This is a genomic window from Bacillus methanolicus (genome assembly GCF_028888695.1).
Classification (GTDB): domain Bacteria; phylum Bacillota; class Bacilli; order Bacillales; family Cytobacillaceae; genus Bacillus_Z; species Bacillus_Z methanolicus_B.
In genome coordinates this window covers 747,132-763,272 of record NZ_PNFF01000001.1, presented here as the reverse complement: position 1 = coordinate 763,272, position 16,141 = coordinate 747,132, and the positions used below count along the sequence as shown (strand labels likewise).

The 16,141-nt window shown below is 39.1% G+C and carries 19 protein-coding genes; all 19 read right to left on the bottom strand.

The window, feature by feature from the left end:
• Position 1: 1 nt before the first annotated feature.
• Positions 2–1,315: a flagellar motor switch phosphatase FliY gene (gene fliY, locus C0966_RS03910; RefSeq protein ID WP_274853898.1), complete on the bottom strand. Its 1,314-nt coding sequence runs from the start codon at positions 1,313–1,315 to the stop codon at positions 2–4.
• Positions 1,302–2,303 (bottom strand): flagellar motor switch protein FliM, encoded by a 1,002-nt coding sequence (gene fliM, locus C0966_RS03905; RefSeq protein ID WP_274853897.1) that lies wholly within the window; start codon positions 2,301–2,303, stop codon positions 1,302–1,304. The genes fliY and fliM overlap by 14 nt, the downstream gene beginning before the upstream one ends.
• 48 nt (positions 2,304–2,351) lie before the next feature.
• Complete coding sequence (fliL, locus tag C0966_RS03900; protein WP_274853896.1) at positions 2,352–2,780, bottom strand: flagellar basal body-associated protein FliL; 429 nt, start codon at positions 2,778–2,780, stop codon at positions 2,352–2,354.
• Complete coding sequence (locus tag C0966_RS03895; RefSeq protein WP_274855707.1) at positions 2,770–2,988, bottom strand: flagellar FlbD family protein; 219 nt, start codon at positions 2,986–2,988, stop codon at positions 2,770–2,772. The genes fliL and C0966_RS03895 overlap by 11 nt, the downstream gene beginning before the upstream one ends.
• 53 nt (positions 2,989–3,041) lie before the next feature.
• Positions 3,042–3,893, bottom strand: a complete 852-nt coding sequence (gene flgG, locus C0966_RS03890; protein WP_274853895.1) for a flagellar basal body rod protein FlgG — start codon at positions 3,891–3,893, stop codon at positions 3,042–3,044.
• A gap of 178 nt (positions 3,894–4,071) precedes the next feature.
• Positions 4,072–4,497 (bottom strand): flagellar hook assembly protein FlgD, encoded by a 426-nt coding sequence (gene flgD, locus C0966_RS03885; protein ID WP_274853894.1) that lies wholly within the window; start codon positions 4,495–4,497, stop codon positions 4,072–4,074.
• A gap of 9 nt (positions 4,498–4,506) precedes the next feature.
• On the bottom strand, positions 4,507–5,772 hold the full coding sequence (locus C0966_RS03880) for a flagellar hook-length control protein FliK (protein ID WP_274853893.1): 1,266 nt from the start codon (positions 5,770–5,772) through the stop codon (positions 4,507–4,509).
• A 30-nt stretch (positions 5,773–5,802) separates the two neighbouring features.
• Positions 5,803–6,417 (bottom strand): MotE family protein, encoded by a 615-nt coding sequence (locus C0966_RS03875; RefSeq protein ID WP_274853892.1) that lies wholly within the window; start codon positions 6,415–6,417, stop codon positions 5,803–5,805.
• 8 nt (positions 6,418–6,425) lie between these two features.
• Positions 6,426–6,869 carry a flagellar export protein FliJ gene (fliJ, locus tag C0966_RS03870; protein ID WP_274853891.1) on the bottom strand — a complete coding sequence of 148 codons (444 nt, stop codon included), beginning with the start codon at positions 6,867–6,869 and terminating at the stop codon, positions 6,426–6,428.
• A gap of 4 nt (positions 6,870–6,873) precedes the next feature.
• Positions 6,874–8,190, bottom strand: coding sequence for a flagellar protein export ATPase FliI (gene fliI, locus C0966_RS03865; RefSeq protein ID WP_274853890.1), 1,317 nt, complete (start codon positions 8,188–8,190; stop codon positions 6,874–6,876).
• On the bottom strand, positions 8,190–8,963 hold the full coding sequence (gene fliH / locus C0966_RS03860; protein WP_342456713.1) for a flagellar assembly protein FliH: 774 nt from the start codon (positions 8,961–8,963) through the stop codon (positions 8,190–8,192). Before fliH ends, fliI begins: the two co-directional genes overlap by 1 nt.
• Entirely contained in the window at positions 8,947–9,963 is a 1,017-nt protein-coding gene (gene fliG / locus C0966_RS03855; RefSeq protein ID WP_274853888.1) for a flagellar motor switch protein FliG, read from the bottom strand. Before fliG ends, fliH begins: the two co-directional genes overlap by 17 nt.
• A gap of 11 nt (positions 9,964–9,974) precedes the next feature.
• Positions 9,975–11,564, bottom strand: coding sequence for a flagellar basal-body MS-ring/collar protein FliF (gene fliF, locus C0966_RS03850; RefSeq protein ID WP_274853887.1), 1,590 nt, complete (start codon positions 11,562–11,564; stop codon positions 9,975–9,977).
• A gap of 70 nt (positions 11,565–11,634) precedes the next feature.
• Complete coding sequence (gene fliE, locus C0966_RS03845; protein WP_274853886.1) at positions 11,635–11,946, bottom strand: flagellar hook-basal body complex protein FliE; 312 nt, start codon at positions 11,944–11,946, stop codon at positions 11,635–11,637.
• An 11-nt stretch (positions 11,947–11,957) separates the two neighbouring features.
• Complete coding sequence (gene flgC, locus C0966_RS03840; RefSeq protein WP_274853885.1) at positions 11,958–12,416, bottom strand: flagellar basal body rod protein FlgC; 459 nt, start codon at positions 12,414–12,416, stop codon at positions 11,958–11,960.
• A 2-nt stretch (positions 12,417–12,418) separates the two neighbouring features.
• Positions 12,419–12,814 (bottom strand): flagellar basal body rod protein FlgB, encoded by a 396-nt coding sequence (flgB, locus tag C0966_RS03835; RefSeq protein WP_274853884.1) that lies wholly within the window; start codon positions 12,812–12,814, stop codon positions 12,419–12,421.
• 449 nt (positions 12,815–13,263) lie between these two features.
• Entirely contained in the window at positions 13,264–14,043 is a 780-nt protein-coding gene (codY, locus tag C0966_RS03830) for a GTP-sensing pleiotropic transcriptional regulator CodY (protein WP_274853883.1), read from the bottom strand.
• 119 nt (positions 14,044–14,162) lie between these two features.
• A complete protein-coding gene (hslU, locus tag C0966_RS03825; protein ID WP_425535932.1) occupies positions 14,163–15,569 on the bottom strand; it encodes an HslU--HslV peptidase ATPase subunit in 1,407 nt (468 codons plus the stop codon).
• A 17-nt stretch (positions 15,570–15,586) separates the two neighbouring features.
• The gene (gene hslV, locus C0966_RS03820) at positions 15,587–16,129 is read right to left on the bottom strand and encodes an ATP-dependent protease subunit HslV (protein ID WP_274853882.1); all 543 of its coding nucleotides are present in this window, start codon (positions 16,127–16,129) and stop codon (positions 15,587–15,589) included.
• Positions 16,130–16,141: the final 12 nt, after the last annotated feature.

Below are 16,141 nucleotides of genomic sequence, written 5' to 3'. Positions count from 1 at the left end.
TTTATCTCAGTTTATTAATGCGATCACTCTGGCTGATAATGTCGGTAACACGAACTCCAAAGTTTTCATCGATAACAACAACTTCACCTTTTGCAATAAGACGGTTATTGACTAAAATATCAACAGGTTCTCCTGCCAGTTTATCAAGTTCGATGATGGAGCCGGCCGAAATGTCTAATATTTCTTTTACTGACCTTCTTGTTCTCCCGAGTTCAACTGTTATTTGCAGCGGAATATCAAGCAGTATATTTAAATTCTTGGATTCAGATTCCTGAAGTTGATACGGTTCAAAACTTGAAAATACTGCCGGTTGAACATTCGGCTGATTGCCCGCTGCTTGAAATCCGGTTCCAAAATGTCCAGGCTCGGATGGATAACCAATACCCCTTTCTTGAAACGGTGATGAATATGCATGTTGCTTCTGCTGCAAGTTTTCGTTCATTTGCTGTCCATTATTCGATGAATGGGATTCATAGCTTTGAGCGTGTCCTGCTTGCTGATTGTTGTTATAATGACCGGAAGTATTATGCTGTCTCGGATCTTCTGCATGCTGTTCGATAGGACCTTGTCTGTCTGCTGCACTCGCCGTTTTCTCCATTTTTTCTGATGCATTGATCGATTGTTCTTCCGGATTGAGCAGTCCTTTTACCAAACTTTTTGCAAACTCAAGCGGAAGAAGCTGCATAATATTTGAATCGATCAGTTCTCCAATTTTAAGGCGGAATGAAACCTTTACAAGCAAATCATCATTAGGGATTCGTTCCGTTCCTTCCTCATTAAGAAAATCTAAAATATCGATGGAAGGGGGTGAAATATCCACCTTCTTATTAAAAATGGTTGACATGCTTGTTGCAGCAGATCCCATCATCTGATTCATGGCTTCCTGAACAGCACTCATTTGAATTTCATCCATCAATTCAGACGGATTGAGTCCGTCGCCGCCAAGCATTAAATCTGCTATAATTGCTGCATCCGATTGTTTAATTACAAGCAAATTGCTTCCTGAAAAACCTTCAGTATAGTTGACCAGGATAGCAACATACGGGTGCGGAAACTCTTCCGGCAGTTGTTTTCTATGAACAACGGAGACCTCCGGAGTTGTAATCTCCACTTTTTGATTTAACAATGTTGAAAGAGCAGTAGCCGAGCTTCCAAACGAGATATTTCCAATTTCCCCTAAAGCATCCTTTTCCATTAATGAGAGATAATCCTCTACATGTAAACGAGGAGCAGCCGGGTAATCTGTTCCATCATTATCAGTGCCTCTTAATAGGGCATCGATCTCATCTTGAGAGAGCATGTTATCGCTCATCATCGTCATCTTCCCCCTTCAATGTTTCTAACACTTGAACGGCTAACTTTTTATTTACTTTACCTGGCTGCCCTAAAAATTTAGGGATTTCACCGATTTTTATTAAGAGCGGTTGATCGATTGCCTGATTCAATTCAATCACATCCCCAACATCCAACAACAAAAATTCCTGTATCGATATTTCTGAAGTTCCAAGTTCCGCGATCACAGGAACATCGGCATTTTGGATTCGTTTCTCCAGTATCGCAATTTCTTCCGGTTCTCTTTCTTTTTTCTCCGTTTGCATCCAGTAATGTACCGAAAGCTTTGGAATAATCGGCTCCAGTACAATGTGTGGAATACAAATATTGATCATGCCGCTCGTTTCCCCAATGGTCGTATTCAATGAGATAACAACAACCGTTTCATTGGGAGATACCATTTGCAAAAACTGAGGATTTACTTCAAACTCAGTTAAAATTGGATCAATATCTGCAACCGTTGCCCATGCCTCTCGCAAATATTCAAAGGCGCGTTCAAATGTGGTTGACATAATTTTTTCTTCAATTTCAGTCAAGTTTTCGACTTTGTTGAAACTTGTCCCTCTTCCGCCCATCATTCGGTCCAGCATCGCGTAAGCAACATTCGGATTCACTTCCATAATAATTCGACCATCAAGCGGAGGAACTTCAAAAACATTCAATATTGTCATCTTTGGTATTGAACGAATGAATTCTTCATAAGGAATCTGGTCCGCTGACGCAACGCCGATTTGCACATATGTTCTGAGCTGAGCAGAGAAAAAAGTCGTTAATAATCTCGCAAAGTTTTCATGAAGGCGTGTTAAACTGCGAATTTGGTCTTTTGAAAAACGCAGCGCTCTCTTAAAATCGTAAACTTTCACTTTTTTCTCTGTTTGCTCTTTTTTTAATTCATCTGCATTCATCTCCCCTGTAGAAAGAGCAGACAACAGAGCATCAATTTCACTTTGTGATAATATTTCTCCAGACATGTGATCTCACCTCCATTATTTCTGTTGATTCATCCTCTGAATATCTTTTTATTGGAGGAGAGATTCGGTGATATACACCTTAACAACCTGCCCTTCTTGCATCAGGCTGTTAATTTTATCTTTTACGTCTTCTTCTAGTTTTAATTTTCCTTCTTTTCCTCGAAGTTCTTCAGCTTTTTTCTCGGATAATTCTTGAATAATGATATTTCTCACTTGAAAATCGCGTTTCTCTAATTCTTCTTTTGCTTTTTTGCTGTCTGTTTGAATTTTAAATGATATTCTTATAAAGCCATCACTGGCGAGATTCGTAACAATATCCTTAACATCAACTGACATTTCAAGCACTTCATCAATTGTCGGCTCTTTTTGTTCTTTTTCACCTGTAAATTTCAATACGGCCACAACCGCAACAGCCCCTGCAAGAGTGATTGCTACTAGCAATATGAACATGATCTTTAACAGCTTATTATTCTTCATCCTCAATTTCCTCCAACTGTTGTCCAAGAAGGTTGACAGTTTGGTAGAATTTCGCAACCATTTCCAAGACTTGATCCTCTGTCTCCTTCACGACATATTTGCGGCCGTTTGTCAGTGTAATGGTCGTATCAGGAAACGATTCTACCGTTTCTATGTATATTGCATTAATAATGAAAGGTTTTCCATTCAGTCTAGTAACCTTAATCAATGTATGTATCAGGGCCAAAGGCTTGCCCCCTATGGCCCTGCCCCTCCCTTAAATTAGCGTTTCAAGTTTACGAGTTCTTGTAAAATCTCATCAGACGTTGTAATGATTCGAGTATTTGCCTGAAAACCGCGCTGAGCGGTAATCATTTCCGTAAACTCCTCAGAAAGGTCGACGTTGGACATTTCAAGGGAACCTGCAACAATAGCCCCTGCCCCGCCTTCTTTCGGTGCATTTGGATCTGCCATACCAGAGTTTGCTGACTCTTTAAAAAGGTTTTGTCCCACCTTTTGAAGCCCTTCACTATTATCAAATTTTGCAATAATAATTTGACCAGCTAATTTTAATGCTCCGGTATCATCAACATATTGAATTTCACCCTTATCTGAAATGCTAAAACTTTGTGCGCTTATAGGAATTTTAATATCAGAGAAATAATTTTTATCTATATTTCCATTCGTACCTACTGCATAAGCTTTCAGATAAAGCCCATCCTGATTTACAAGGTATCCTTCTTTGTCGAGATAAAAATTACCTGCTCTAGTAAAACTCTTATCTAAAGAATTAAAATTGTTAGTGCCAGTCGTTTTTGGAGCTAATACAAAGTACCCGTCCCCGGAAATTGATAGATCTAATGGTCGCCCTGTGGTTTGAATACTCCCTTGTGTATGTACTGTATCGATCGTTGCAAGTGTTGAACCTAATCCAACTTGTTTAGGATTTACCCCACCTATATTATTAGCAGGGCCACTAGCACCTGATATGGTTTGCGATACTAAGTCTTTAAACGTTACACGGCCTTTTTTGTAACCGAAAGTATTAACATTCGCGATGTTGTTACCTATTACGTCCAGTTTTGTTTGGAAGTTTTTCATTCCGCTGATTCCGGAGTACATTGAACGCAGCATAATCAGCTACTCCTTTCGATTATATGTATTATTTGACGAATGGCTGATTCCAATTATAATGAAAAAAATTGTTTGGTGCGGTCGTCTCTTTTTAACCGAATTGAATGTGATGAGAGTTTACGTAATTTTGTTTGAATCGGACGAAAAACATGCTTGTCCATTGAACCAATTCCTGTGCTTATTCAATTTTAATAATTTGAGAAGAATCAATGCTAGAATGTTCGTTGTCATCAAGTTGAAATAATGTTTTGCCGTCTTTGAAAGAGACGGATTTAACAACTGCCGTTTTTTCCTCATTATTTGCATCCAAAAAAGTGACGGTTTTCCCAATCATCATGCTTGCTTGAAGCATGTAATTTTGCTCTTGAGACTTCAAGAAATTTTCGAGCGATTTCCCCATATTTGTAATCTGTTCAAGCGTGCTGAATTGGGCCATTTGGGCAATAAAGTCCTTATCTTGCATCGGATTTAGCGGATCCTGATTTTGAAGCTGGGTCATGAGAATCTTTAAAAAATCATCTTTCCCCAAAATGTTTGTACCGGTTTTCCGTGTGTTTTGCTGATAATTTGACAGCAACAATGAAGAATCAATCGTATTTGCCATTGTTTTCACCTAAACTTCCGTGTCAAGAAGTATTTGTTCAAAAGAGAGAGCAGTCTCTTTTGTCTTTTCATGCTCTTTATTTTGCTGATGCTTTTCTTGATGCCTTTCTTGCCCTTGCTGGTGAGGGTCACGATTTAAAAGTCGTTCCTGCTGGGTCATTTGCTGAGATATTTCAATCCGGTCAACTTGAATGTTTTGCGAGCTGAACGCTTGTTTTAACCCTTGCAATTGCGATTCCAATGAATCTTTTGCTGCCCCGGTCGTTGTCAAAATGCGGGCGACAATTGATTGATCTTTTTGAATTAATTCAATTCTTACTGACCCTAAATGCTCCGGATAAAGTTTAAGAAAGAGTTTTTGTGTTCCTCCGTATTTTGTAAACTGGCTCTTCGCTAAAATTGATTCAAACTGCCGAATGAATTGCTCTGTTGATACATGTTTTCCCTTATTATCGAGCATCAGCGTAAGCTGCTCCGCTTTAGACATTTGATTCAACGGAAAAGCAGTTCCAAAAGTTCCATCATGTTTGATCGAATTGTGTTTGATTTCGGAGGCTCTTTCGCTCACATTTTGGTTATTTAATTCTGAGGCAAGCGGCGTAAAAGTTTTCCGGAGATATTCCATTTTTGAACCATTTTGTTGATGAACAAATGAAATCGATTCAAGTTTTTCTGCTACTTGCTTTATAAGAAGCTTCAAGTCGTTCTTCCTATTAAAAGGTTCATGATAATTGGAAAGCAAATCATACAGTTTAGCTGCTTTTGCAACATCCGCTACATCTTTCGTAAATGAATGGTCAGCACTTGATAAAATGGCAACAACCATCGGCAATAAAATTTCAAATTGATCGAAATCTAACTTTTTGCCATCGATTTGGTCGGAAAAAATTCTTTCAATCGCGTTTTGTTTTCCCTCAGCATCCATTGCGAATGAACGAATCCGATCGACGAGTGTGCTCCATTTTTTATCGTCCATTCCCAAATAACCGAGAATCAATTCGAGAAAATGATCAACGTTCCTTGTTTGAACTTGATCGATTAAATCCAATCCGCCTTCCAACTCAGCCAAATCTAAAGCTTGAAGAAAATCAATGAGATCGGTTAATTCCTCTGATGAAAGCCCTGTTCCCGTTTCTTTTATCATGCCATTTTCTGCGGACGTGTCTTTTATGAAAGATGCAAGAACTCCCGCAAAGTTTCCTATGCTTCTTTCCGAGGACGTTTGCTTAGGGCTTCCCATGACCGATTGAACAACTCCTAATCCTCCGATTTCCACGACCTCACCTCCTTTCAGAGCAATAAATCATCATTCCGGATTTCCTGATAAATTTTCTTTTTCGTTCGTTAAAAGTTCGGTATATTTTGCTGCTTCTTCAGGAGACATATTTTCCATGATGCTGGCAAGAGTATCAGCTTTTATATTTGTTAATATTTTTAAGGCTTCTTCGTTTTTCATTTTAGTAATAATTGGTGCAGCCTTTTTGGCAGACATTGTTTCGTATGTGCGTACGATGTCTTTAAATGCTCGTTTGTTTTCTTCCTGGATGGCCGCTAATTCATCGATTTGGCGTTCAAGCCGTTTTTTTTCAAGTTTTAGTCTTTCAATCTCTTGATCCTTGTTTTGCATTTGTGATTCAAGCCGGCTAATTTTTGCTTCCTTATCTTTTATTTCCCCTTCCAGCTCGACCATCGTTTGCTCGATTTCTGTTATGGATTTCGAGTTTTCATTATTAAATATATTTGAAACAACCGGTATTTTTTTGCCGTACTCTTTTGCTGCATCAAACACATTTATTCCGGCAAACGTCATGACGATGAGGGCAACGACAAGTGCAAACAGCATTGGGATCACGACGACATAAAGGAACCACTGCAGTCGGCCGTATTTTTTTTCTTCTTGTTCTTCGAAAATTTTTTCCATGGAATCACCTAGTTTACCCGATTCATAAATTGCTGTATCGAGATATCATCCATTTGTTTGCCCTCTGAATTCTTTTGTTCTTCAATAAAATGGAGGAAATCTTTTTCTTTAATTTTTTCGTATTTTTTCACTTCGATGTTTTTTTCCAACAATTTTTCTTGATAAAAGTTCATTCGATTTCTGGCATTCATGACCATTTTTTGATAATATTCAATACTTTTTTCTAAATTTCCAATAAACTGCTGATGATGCCTGATTTCTTGAACTGAAAGGCCGCTTACGAGCCGCGAAGATTGATAGGCTTCTAACTCTTCTTTCTTTTTCAGAAGTTCATACAGTTTTTCTGCTGCTTCTTCAAACTTTTTTACTGACTCATTATAAATATTTAAAGCTTCGTCTTTTTCTCTTTCTTTCAGAGATAAAATCTTTTCAAACTTATAATGGTATCGCATGAAATTATTCACCCTCTTGAATTAATTGGTATAGTGCTTCGATACTTTCTTGCATGGTTACTTTTTCATGCGTTGATTGTTTTAAAAACGTTACAATCTTTGGATATAAACGGATCGCTTCATCTATTTCCTTCGATGATCCCCGTTTATATGCGCCGATATTGATTAAATCTTCAGAATTTATGTAGGTGCTTAATATTTCCCGAAGCTTTTCAGCGGCTTTGATGTGGCCATCAGAGACAATATGATTCATAACCCTGCTTATACTTTTTAAAACATTGACGGCAGGGTATTGGCCTTTATTCGCAAGGTCTCTGTCTAAAACAAAGTGGCCGTCTAAAATTCCTCGTACCGTATCCGCGATCGGCTCGTTCATGTCATCGCCGTCGACAAGAACAGTGTAAAATGAAGTGATTGAACCATTCTCATTTGTTCCAGTCCGTTCAAGAAGTTTCGGCAATACAGCGAACACAGAAGGGGTATAGCCTTTTGTCGTCGGCGGCTCGCCTACCGCAAGCCCTACTTCCCGCTGGGCCATGGCAACCCTTGTTACCGAATCCATCATGAGCATGACATTCAGTCCTTGATCTCTGAAATATTCTGCAATCGCTGTTGCCGTATATGCTCCCTTAATCCGCATTAATGCAGGCTGATCTGATGTAGCAACAACCACAATAGACCGTTTTAGGCCATCCGGCCCAAGATCGCGTTCGATAAATTCTCTTACTTCACGCCCGCGTTCCCCGATTAAACCGATAACGTTTAAATCAGCCGTTGTATTACGGGCGATCATGCCAAGCAAAGTGCTCTTTCCGACACCGCTCCCTGCAAAAATTCCGACGCGCTGCCCGTTTCCGACAGTCAAGAGTCCGTCTATCAGCCGTACTCCAACTTCAATTGGTTCTGAGATAGGCGGTCTGCTCATAGGATTTGGAGGAGCCTGTTCAGTCGGAACAGATGTTAATCCTTTTGGAAGGCTAGACCCGTCCAGCGGTAGTCCTAAAGAATCAATTACTTTTCCGACTAAAGCGGCTCCAACCTTTACCTCCAGCGGCTTAAGCGTTGCTTCTACCAGACATCCCGGCGAAATATCATTGACAGTTGTATAAGGCATTAAAATAACATTCTCTTCTTTAAAACCTACAACTTCAGCTAATATTTTCCGCTTTTTCTGACTGCCGACATAAATATAGCAAACATCGCCAATAGAGCTTTGCGGGCCTTGGGATTCGATCATTAACCCGATCACCCTTTTCACTCTTCCATACCTCTTAAAGGTATCTATTTGGTCAATTTGCTTTAATAAGCCGGCAATCCTCATTATTCTTCACTCTCCAACAGTTCAAAAAGCTTCTTTTTCACTTGTTCCAGTTGGCTGTCAATGCTTGCATCTATTCGTCCGTTCGCTGACTCTATAATGCAGCTTGTTTTGGATAAATCTTCATCTGGATAAATATAAAAATTTGTTTCTCTCGGGAAAATCGATAGCAGCTCTTCTTTTTGCGCCAGCAAAAATCCATAATGGATGGGGTGTACATGCAACTGAATTTCCCGATATTCTCTTGCTTCTTTTAATGCTCTTTTTACAAGATGGAGAAATTCTTCTTCGTTTCTATCGATTATTTTCCCAAGTATTTTTTCAGATACTTTAAGTGCCAATTCCAAAATTGCTTTATCAGATGACTCAAGGGTCAGTCTGTAATCATTTTTTGCTGAATCAATCACTTCACGGGCCAGCTCGATTGATTCTTTGTATTCCTGAAATCCTTTTTGCCTTCCTTCTTTATAGCCCGCTTGAAACCCTTCATGTTTTGCTTGTTCAATAAGGGCTGCTTTTTCTTGTTCCCAAGCAAGCTTTTCATCTTCGACCAGCCTTTTGATCATTCTCGCATGGTCGTTTGCTTTTGAAACAATTTGTTCTGCATCTTTGTGCGCCTGCTCTATTAAGCTGTTTCTTTCAGAATCTGTTGAGTCAAATGCTTGTTTTTCATTTTCAAGTTCAGCTCGGCGCAATACTTTAATCGAAATCACTTTGTTGCCGTCTTTTTCCTGGTTTGCCCAGTAGGATTTGATTAACCTAGACAATGATATCATCTCCTCCGCCGCGGGCGACGATAATCTCTCCGGACTCTTCAAGCCTGCGGATGATTGCGACAATTCGTGATTGGGCCTCTTCTACATCACGAAGGCGAACCGGCCCCATTAATTCCATTTCTTCCTTGAATGTTTCAACCATACGTTGGGACATATTTTTATAAACGATCTCTCTAACTTCATCACTCGAAACTTTCAATGCAAGCATCAAATCTTCGTTTTCACAATCACGGATGACCCTCTGAATTGCACGATTATCTAGTGTAACAATGTCTTCAAATACAAACATTCTTTTCTTGATTTCTTCAGCTAATTCCGGATCTTGAATTTCGAGTGCTTCTAAAATCGTCCGCTCGGTAGCCCGATCTACTCCGTTAAGAACTTCCACCACTGCTTCAATGCCGCCTGTTTGTGTATAATCCTGCGTAACCGTTGCTGAAAGTTTTCTTTCGAGGATCTGCTCCACCTCATTAATAATTTCCGGAGATGTTCTGTCCATTTCTGCTATTCTTCTCGCAACATCAGCCTGCATTTCCTGCGGAAGCTCGGAGAGTATTTGTCCTGCTTGGGCTGCATCAAGATATGACAGTATTAACGCAATTGTTTGCGGGTGCTCATTTTGAATAAAATTCAAGATTTGTGCCGGGTCGGCCTTTCGCGCAAAGTCAAAAGGTCTGACCTGGAGAGAAGAAGTTAGACGGTTAATAATGGCAGACGCCTGTTCCGGTCCAAGTGCTTTTTCCAAAACAGTCTTGGCGAAGCCTATTCCTCCTTGTGAAATATAATCTTGTGCAAGTGCTATATTATGAAATTCCTCTATCACTTGTTCTTTTGAGTGTGGTTCAACTTTTCTGACCCCTGATATTTCCAATGTCAACTTTTCGATTTCCTCTTCAGTCAAATGCTTATACACAGAGGCAGATACATCCGGGCCGAGTGTAATTAGAAGTATGGCTGCTTTCTGCTTTCCTGTTAATTCCTTTTGTTCTTTTTTTGCCATGAAACCACCTCCTAATCCTCAGCGATCCATGTCCGGAGCAGTTTTGCGAAGTCTTCCGGTTTTTCTTTTGCCAATTTCTCAAGCTGTTTCCTTCTCAGACTGCTTTCAGTATCTTGCTCCTCATTAACATCGGGTACGTTAAATGGAACTGTATCTTCTTCCTCAGCGAAATCTTCCTCAAATTCTTGCTTTCTCTTCGCTCTAATATATAGAAAGATCAATAGTCCAATAATTGCTAACAATATTCCTCCAACGACATATGCCCACCAAGGAAGAACAGGAGCTTTTTCATCGGAAAATTCAATTTTCCCATTGAATGGCTGAACAGAAACGACCACTTTATCCTCTATCATTTCATCTGTTAATTCTGTATCTGCAGCTTTTTTATCAATCGTTGTTCGAACAATAGTGCTTAAAATTTTCTGAATATCGTCCACTCGCTCTTGCGGAAGCGAATTCGGATCGTCAGGTACTGGAGGTTCAACCATTACTTGAATCCCCAAATCACGAATTTTATATGGGCTTTCGGTAATTTTTTTCCGAATCCGGTTTACCTCATTGTTAATTGTTTCTTCTATTTTTTCATAATCCCCATTTGATCCTTGCGCTGCTTCATTATAATTCGTCACATCATTTTCGCCGGTACCAACGATGCCGCCGGCCTGTTCTGGATTGCCTGTGAATGTTTCCGTAATTTTTTGGGCACTGATTGCAATACCTTCCATATTTTCTTTATCTACCGGTTCAACGATGTTTTCTTCCCTTTTTTCTTGTGTAAAGTCGATATCTGCAGTAACGGAAACAACAACTTTATCACGGCCCATAAGAGTGCCAAGCATGTTTTGAACTTGGCGCTGTACATCACGCTCAACTTGCTTTTTAATTTCCTGCTGCGAAGCAAATGCGGCAGACGGTGAAGATTTTTCTTTTTTTAAGTCAAAATACTCAAAATTCTGATTCATAATGACGATATTATCAGTAGGAAGATTTGGAACACTTTTTGAAACTAAATGATAAAGTGCTTTTATTTGCTCTTCTTCAAACTGATAGCCGGGTTTTGTTTCTAAGACGATTGAAGCTGACGCCTCTTCAGGTTGATCGGACACAAATATCCCGGTTTCCGGAAGGTTAATCATCACCTTCGCATCTTTAATCCCGTCAATGCCTTTAATCAAATTTGCCAGTTCGGTTTGCATAGCATCGAGCTTTAATACATTGAACTCGTTTTCGGTCATGCCGAGGCCCGCATTCTGGCCGAAAAACGAATAATCAATATTTCCGGACTTAGGAATTCCCTCGGCAGCCAACTCAACTTTTAACGTATCTACATATTCTTCAGGTACTTTTATTGTTGTACCTTCATCAGTTATTTCTGATTTGATTCCTTTTTCATCAAGGCTTTCCTTTATGGCGCCTGTTTCTGAAGGAGACAAGTTGCTGTATAAAGGAGCCATTGTGGTTCTCGTTGTAAAAAACACGAGTGCAGCTGAAAAAATAACGACAGTAAGAAATACTGCTAAAATTGTAATCTTTTGCTTCTTTGTTCTCGAAGTCCAATATTCTTTTATTTTTGCTATATATTTTTGAAACGATTGATTCATGTTATTCCCCCGGTTATTCTGTCTCTGTATCGGCAGCTAATAACCGCTACTTTTCAACTTTTTTAAACGATTAAACTTGCATTCTCATGATTTCTTGATAAGCTTCAATTACTTTATTGCGAATTTCAATTGTTGCCTGTAAAGTGATGTTTGCCTTTTGTGAAGCAATCATTACTTGATGCAAGTCAACATTTTCTCCGCGGGCTAGTTTTTCAGTCATTAAATCTGATTGATTTTGGGCTTCATTCATTTTTTCAATTTGCTCTTTAAGTACGGCCGAAAATTTTCGCTGTACTTCGTATGGTGTATATGTATAAGTGGGTGCCTCTTTTCCTTCAGGTTTTAATACATGAGCCGTTAACGGAAACGATATGTTTTCCATTTCATTTCACCTTACTTTCCAATTTCTAAAGCTTTCATCATCATCGCTTTAGAAGCGTTGAATACAGTAACATTTGCTTCATATGATCTTGTCGCACTGATCAGATCAACCATTTCTTTCAGCGGATCAACATTAGGCAAAGCAACATAACCATTTTCATCGGCGTCCGGATGTTCCGGGTCGTATACCATCTTAAAAGGGGTATTATCTTCCGCAATCCGTGTGACTTTTACGCCGCTTCCGATTGTTTTTGATTCACTCATGTTCATTGCTTTATTTAAGAAAGATGAAAATTGTCCTTCCGCCGGTTGCATCACAACCATTTTTCTTTTATATGGCTGCCATTGTCCATTAACATAATTGGCTCTGGTAGAATCTACATTAGCCATATTTGAGGAAATGACATCCATTCTTAATCTTTGGGCCGTTAGTGCGGAGGCTGTCGTGTTCATACTATGAAACATGGTCATCTCTATTTCCCACCTTTAATGACACTTTGAAGAGAAGCAAATTTCCCATTTAATCTTTCAATTAGTGCATTGTAATAGATTTGATTTGCAGCAAGGTTCGCCATTTCCTGATCAATGTCAACACTGTTACCATTTTGGCTGTAAGATACATTTTTTTTCGTAACAACCGCGCTATTTCCGGCAGACGACCCTTCAAAACGAAAATGCCTTTTGTCAGTCCGATAGTTTTCAAATGATGAATTGAACTCTTGTTGAAAAATTGTTTTGAAGCTGACATCTTTTGCTTTGTAATCAGGTGTATCGACATTTGCAATATTTTGCGAGATGACTTTTTGCTTCAATGATGAATAATTTAATGCATTTTCTAAAGTAGAAAACGTATTGGCAAATAACTTCAATTCGCTCACCTCACAAATTGTTGCTGAATTTTAATAAAAAGTTGCTTATATTGGCGAAATATGTATAATCATCGTATTTATTGTAATGAAATTGCAATAATCTGTCCATGAACAAAAAGTTAAAATTTTGTGCTCCTTTATGCCTATTTTCAATAATTTCCCTTTTTATCCGGAAATGAAAACCCGCTTGAAGTTAGCAACATTTAGCATTTCTCTTATAACTTTCCTTTCGCCAATTATATTTTAACGGCATTTACATCTGTTTTACCGGGGCAAAAGTCCTGTTTCACGGTTATATGAAAGTAAAAATTATGTAAATATAAATCGAATATGTTAAAATATTGTAAAATTGATGAGAAAATTCTCTTTTTTTGTCATCATTTCGTAAAATAAAAAAACCTCCGGTTAACGAAGTTAACGAAGGTTTTTTGTTACTTATTTATTAATTATTAATTTGCTTTTAGTTTTTCCAATTCGACAAGGAACTTATCATTCAATACTTTGATATACGTTCCTTTCATCCCAAGTGATCTTGATTCAATGACGCCGGCACTCTCCAATTTGCGGAGGGCATTTACAATAACTGAACGGGTAATACCTACACGGTCAGCGATTTTTGAAGCAACCAGCAATCCTTCATTACCGTTTAGTTCCTCGAAAATGTGTTCAATTGCTTCCAATTCGCTGTATGATAAAGAGCTGATTGCCATTTGAACAACTGCTTTGCTGCGAGCTTCTTCTTCAATTTCTTCAGCCTTTTCACGCAAAATCTCCATTCCTACAACGGTCGCACCATATTCGGCAAGAATTAAATCATCGTCATGGAACTGTTCTTCAAGCCTTGCCAAAATCAAAGTACCTAAGCGCTCACCGCCTCCATTAATTGGAACGATTGTAGTTAATCCATTGCGGAATAAGTCTTTGTTTTCAACCGGAAATGCAGTATATTCACTTTCAACATCAAGGTTTGGTGATGTTTCCTGAATATTGAACAAGCTCTTTGTATATTCTTCAGGAAATTGGCGGTCTTCAAGCATTTTCTTCATACGTTCATTTTCGATTTGCTGATTGATTGCAAATCCTAATAATTTTCCGCGGCGGCTGACAACGAAAATATTTGCTTCAATGACGTCACGCAATGTTTCAGCCATTTCTTTAAAATTAACGGGTTTTCCTGCCGCTTTTTGAAGCATTGCATTAATTTTTCTTGTTTTACTTAGTAAATCCATTGTTTCTCCCTCCTATTAAATCGACCAATAGTTATTTTTGTGTTTCTTCCTGATTCATAAAGTTTCATTATTTACACTATCAAATGATCTGCACAATCATTGAAGATTGATCCTTATTGTTAAAGGATAAATTGGCTTAAATCTTTATTTCGGGAAATTGCCCCTAATTTTTCTTCGACATATTGAGGGGTGATCGTGATTTTATCCATCGTAATATCCGGTGCTTCAAACGATAAATCTTCAAGAAGCTTCTCTAAAATTGTGTGCAATCGCCGAGCACCAATATTGTCAGTGTTTTGATTTACTTCATAAGCAACTTCTGCAATCTTACGAATAGCATCGTCAGAAAATTCAATTTGTATACCTTCTGTTTCCAATAATGCTTCATATTGTTTAATTAACGCATTATCCGGTTCAATCAAAATGCGATAGAAATCATCTACTGTCAGCTTTGTCAGCTCTACCCGTATCGGGAAGCGGCCCTGGAGCTCGGGGATTAAATCTGACGGTTTCGCCATATGGAACGCACCCGCTGCGATAAATAAAATATGATCCGTTTTAACAGGTCCATATTTCGTAACAACTGTTGAGCCTTCTACGATCGGGAGAATATCCCTCTGAACTCCCTCGCGCGAGACATCAACTGTTGAGCCCCCGCTGTTTCTGCTTGCTATTTTATCAATTTCATCAATAAAAATAATACCGTTTTGTTCAGCCCTGCTGACGGCATCTTGAATGACTTCATCCATATCAATTAATTTTTGAGCTTCTTCATTCGTTAATACTTTACGGGCTTCACGGACAGGCAGCTTTCTTTTTTTTCTTCTTTTCGGCAATAAGCTGCTGAGTGCATCTTGCATATTTACTCCCATTTGCTCTATGCCTGAACCTTGAAGCAAATCAAACATAGAAGGCTGCTGTTCTTCAACTTCAACCGTAACGATTTCATCTTCAAGCTGGCCTAGAGCCAACTTTTCTTTTATTACTCTTCTTTTTTCTTGAATGCTTTGATCGTCAGAAGTGCTTGATTCCGCATCTGGCTGAGAATTTCCTCCGCCGAAGAGCATTTCAAGAGGATTTTTATAATTGGCAGATTTTTTGGCAGATGGAACAAGCAGCTCAACAAGTCTGCGATTGGCATGCTCTTCTGCCCGTTCTTTTACACTGTTCATTTTTTCTTCTTTTACTAAACGGACAGATGTTTCGACGAGATCACGAACCATTGATTCAACATCGCGTCCAACATAGCCGACTTCGGTGAATTTCGTTGCTTCTACTTTAATAAATGGAGCCCCGACGAGCTTAGCCATCCGCCGGGCGATTTCAGTTTTACCGACCCCTGTGGGCCCAATCATTAAAATATTCTTTGGACTAATTTCATCCCGGAGTTTTTCACTTAGCAAGCTTCTGCGATATCTATTTCGTAAAGCGACTGCAACGGCTTTTTTTGCATCTTTTTGTCCAATAATATACTGGTCAAGCCGCTCAACGATTTGCCTTGGTGTTAAATTTGACGTTTTCACCATATTCCACTTCCCTTCCGTCATAGCTCCTCGACGATAATATTGTGATTCGTATAGACGCAAATTTCCGCTGCTATTTCAAGCGCCGCTTTAGCAATCTCTTTGGCAGTAAGCTCTTCGCCGGCATACCGCTTTAATGACCGTCCCGCAGAAAGCGCATAATTCCCGCCCGAACCAATGGCAAGGATGCCATCATCCGGCTCAATTACTTCGCCCGTTCCGGAAATTAAAAGCATATTGTTTTCATCCATGACAATCAGCATAGCTTCCAACTGTCGTAACACCTTGTCGCTGCGCCATTTTTTTGCAAGCTCAACAGCAGCTCTTTTCAAATTGCCGTTAAATTCCTCAAGCTTGCCTTCAAACATTTCAAACAGAGTAAAAGCATCGGCAACAGAACCTGCAAAACCCGCAATTACTTTCCCATTGAACAACTTGCGGACTTTTCTTGCAGTATGCTTCATCACAACCGCATTTCCGAATGTAACTTGGCCGTCCCCGGCCATTGCACATTTCCCTTTATGTTGAATGGCAAAAATGGTCGTTGCGTGAAATTGTGACATGTTTTTTCCTCC

What these genes read in the sequence shown, in the direction of transcription:
- fliE (WP_274853886.1), bottom strand. Translation starts at nt 11,946, where the DNA reads ATGGAAAACATATCGTTTCCGTTAACGGCTCATGTATTAAAACCTGAA.
- fliF (WP_274853887.1), bottom strand. Translation starts at nt 11,564, where the DNA reads ATGAATCAATCGTTTCAAAAATATATAGCAAAAATAAAAGAATATTGG.
- C0966_RS03875 (WP_274853892.1), bottom strand. Translation starts at nt 6,417, where the DNA reads ATGGAAAAAATTTTCGAAGAACAAGAAGAAAAAAAATACGGCCGACTG.
- hslU (WP_425535932.1), bottom strand. Translation starts at nt 15,569, where the DNA reads ATGGTGAAAACGTCAAATTTAACACCAAGGCAAATCGTTGAGCGGCTT.
- flgC (WP_274853885.1), bottom strand. Translation starts at nt 12,416, where the DNA reads ATGACCATGTTTCATAGTATGAACACGACAGCCTCCGCACTAACGGCC.
- fliL (WP_274853896.1), bottom strand. Translation starts at nt 2,780, where the DNA reads ATGAAGAATAATAAGCTGTTAAAGATCATGTTCATATTGCTAGTAGCA.
- fliJ (WP_274853891.1), bottom strand. Translation starts at nt 6,869, where the DNA reads ATGCGATACCATTATAAGTTTGAAAAGATTTTATCTCTGAAAGAAAGA.
- fliH (WP_342456713.1), bottom strand. Translation starts at nt 8,963, where the DNA reads ATGATATCATTGTCTAGGTTAATCAAATCCTACTGGGCAAACCAGGAA.
- fliM (WP_274853897.1), bottom strand. Translation starts at nt 2,303, where the DNA reads ATGTCTGGAGAAATATTATCACAAAGTGAAATTGATGCTCTGTTGTCT.
- flgD (WP_274853894.1), bottom strand. Translation starts at nt 4,497, where the DNA reads ATGGCAAATACGATTGATTCTTCATTGTTGCTGTCAAATTATCAGCAA.
- fliG (WP_274853888.1), bottom strand. Translation starts at nt 9,963, where the DNA reads ATGGCAAAAAAAGAACAAAAGGAATTAACAGGAAAGCAGAAAGCAGCC.
- fliI (WP_274853890.1), bottom strand. Translation starts at nt 8,190, where the DNA reads ATGAGGATTGCCGGCTTATTAAAGCAAATTGACCAAATAGATACCTTT.
- codY (WP_274853883.1), bottom strand. Translation starts at nt 14,043, where the DNA reads ATGGATTTACTAAGTAAAACAAGAAAAATTAATGCAATGCTTCAAAAA.
- fliY (WP_274853898.1), bottom strand. Translation starts at nt 1,315, where the DNA reads ATGATGAGCGATAACATGCTCTCTCAAGATGAGATCGATGCCCTATTA.
- flgG (WP_274853895.1), bottom strand. Translation starts at nt 3,893, where the DNA reads ATGCTGCGTTCAATGTACTCCGGAATCAGCGGAATGAAAAACTTCCAA.
- hslV (WP_274853882.1), bottom strand. Translation starts at nt 16,129, where the DNA reads ATGTCACAATTTCACGCAACGACCATTTTTGCCATTCAACATAAAGGG.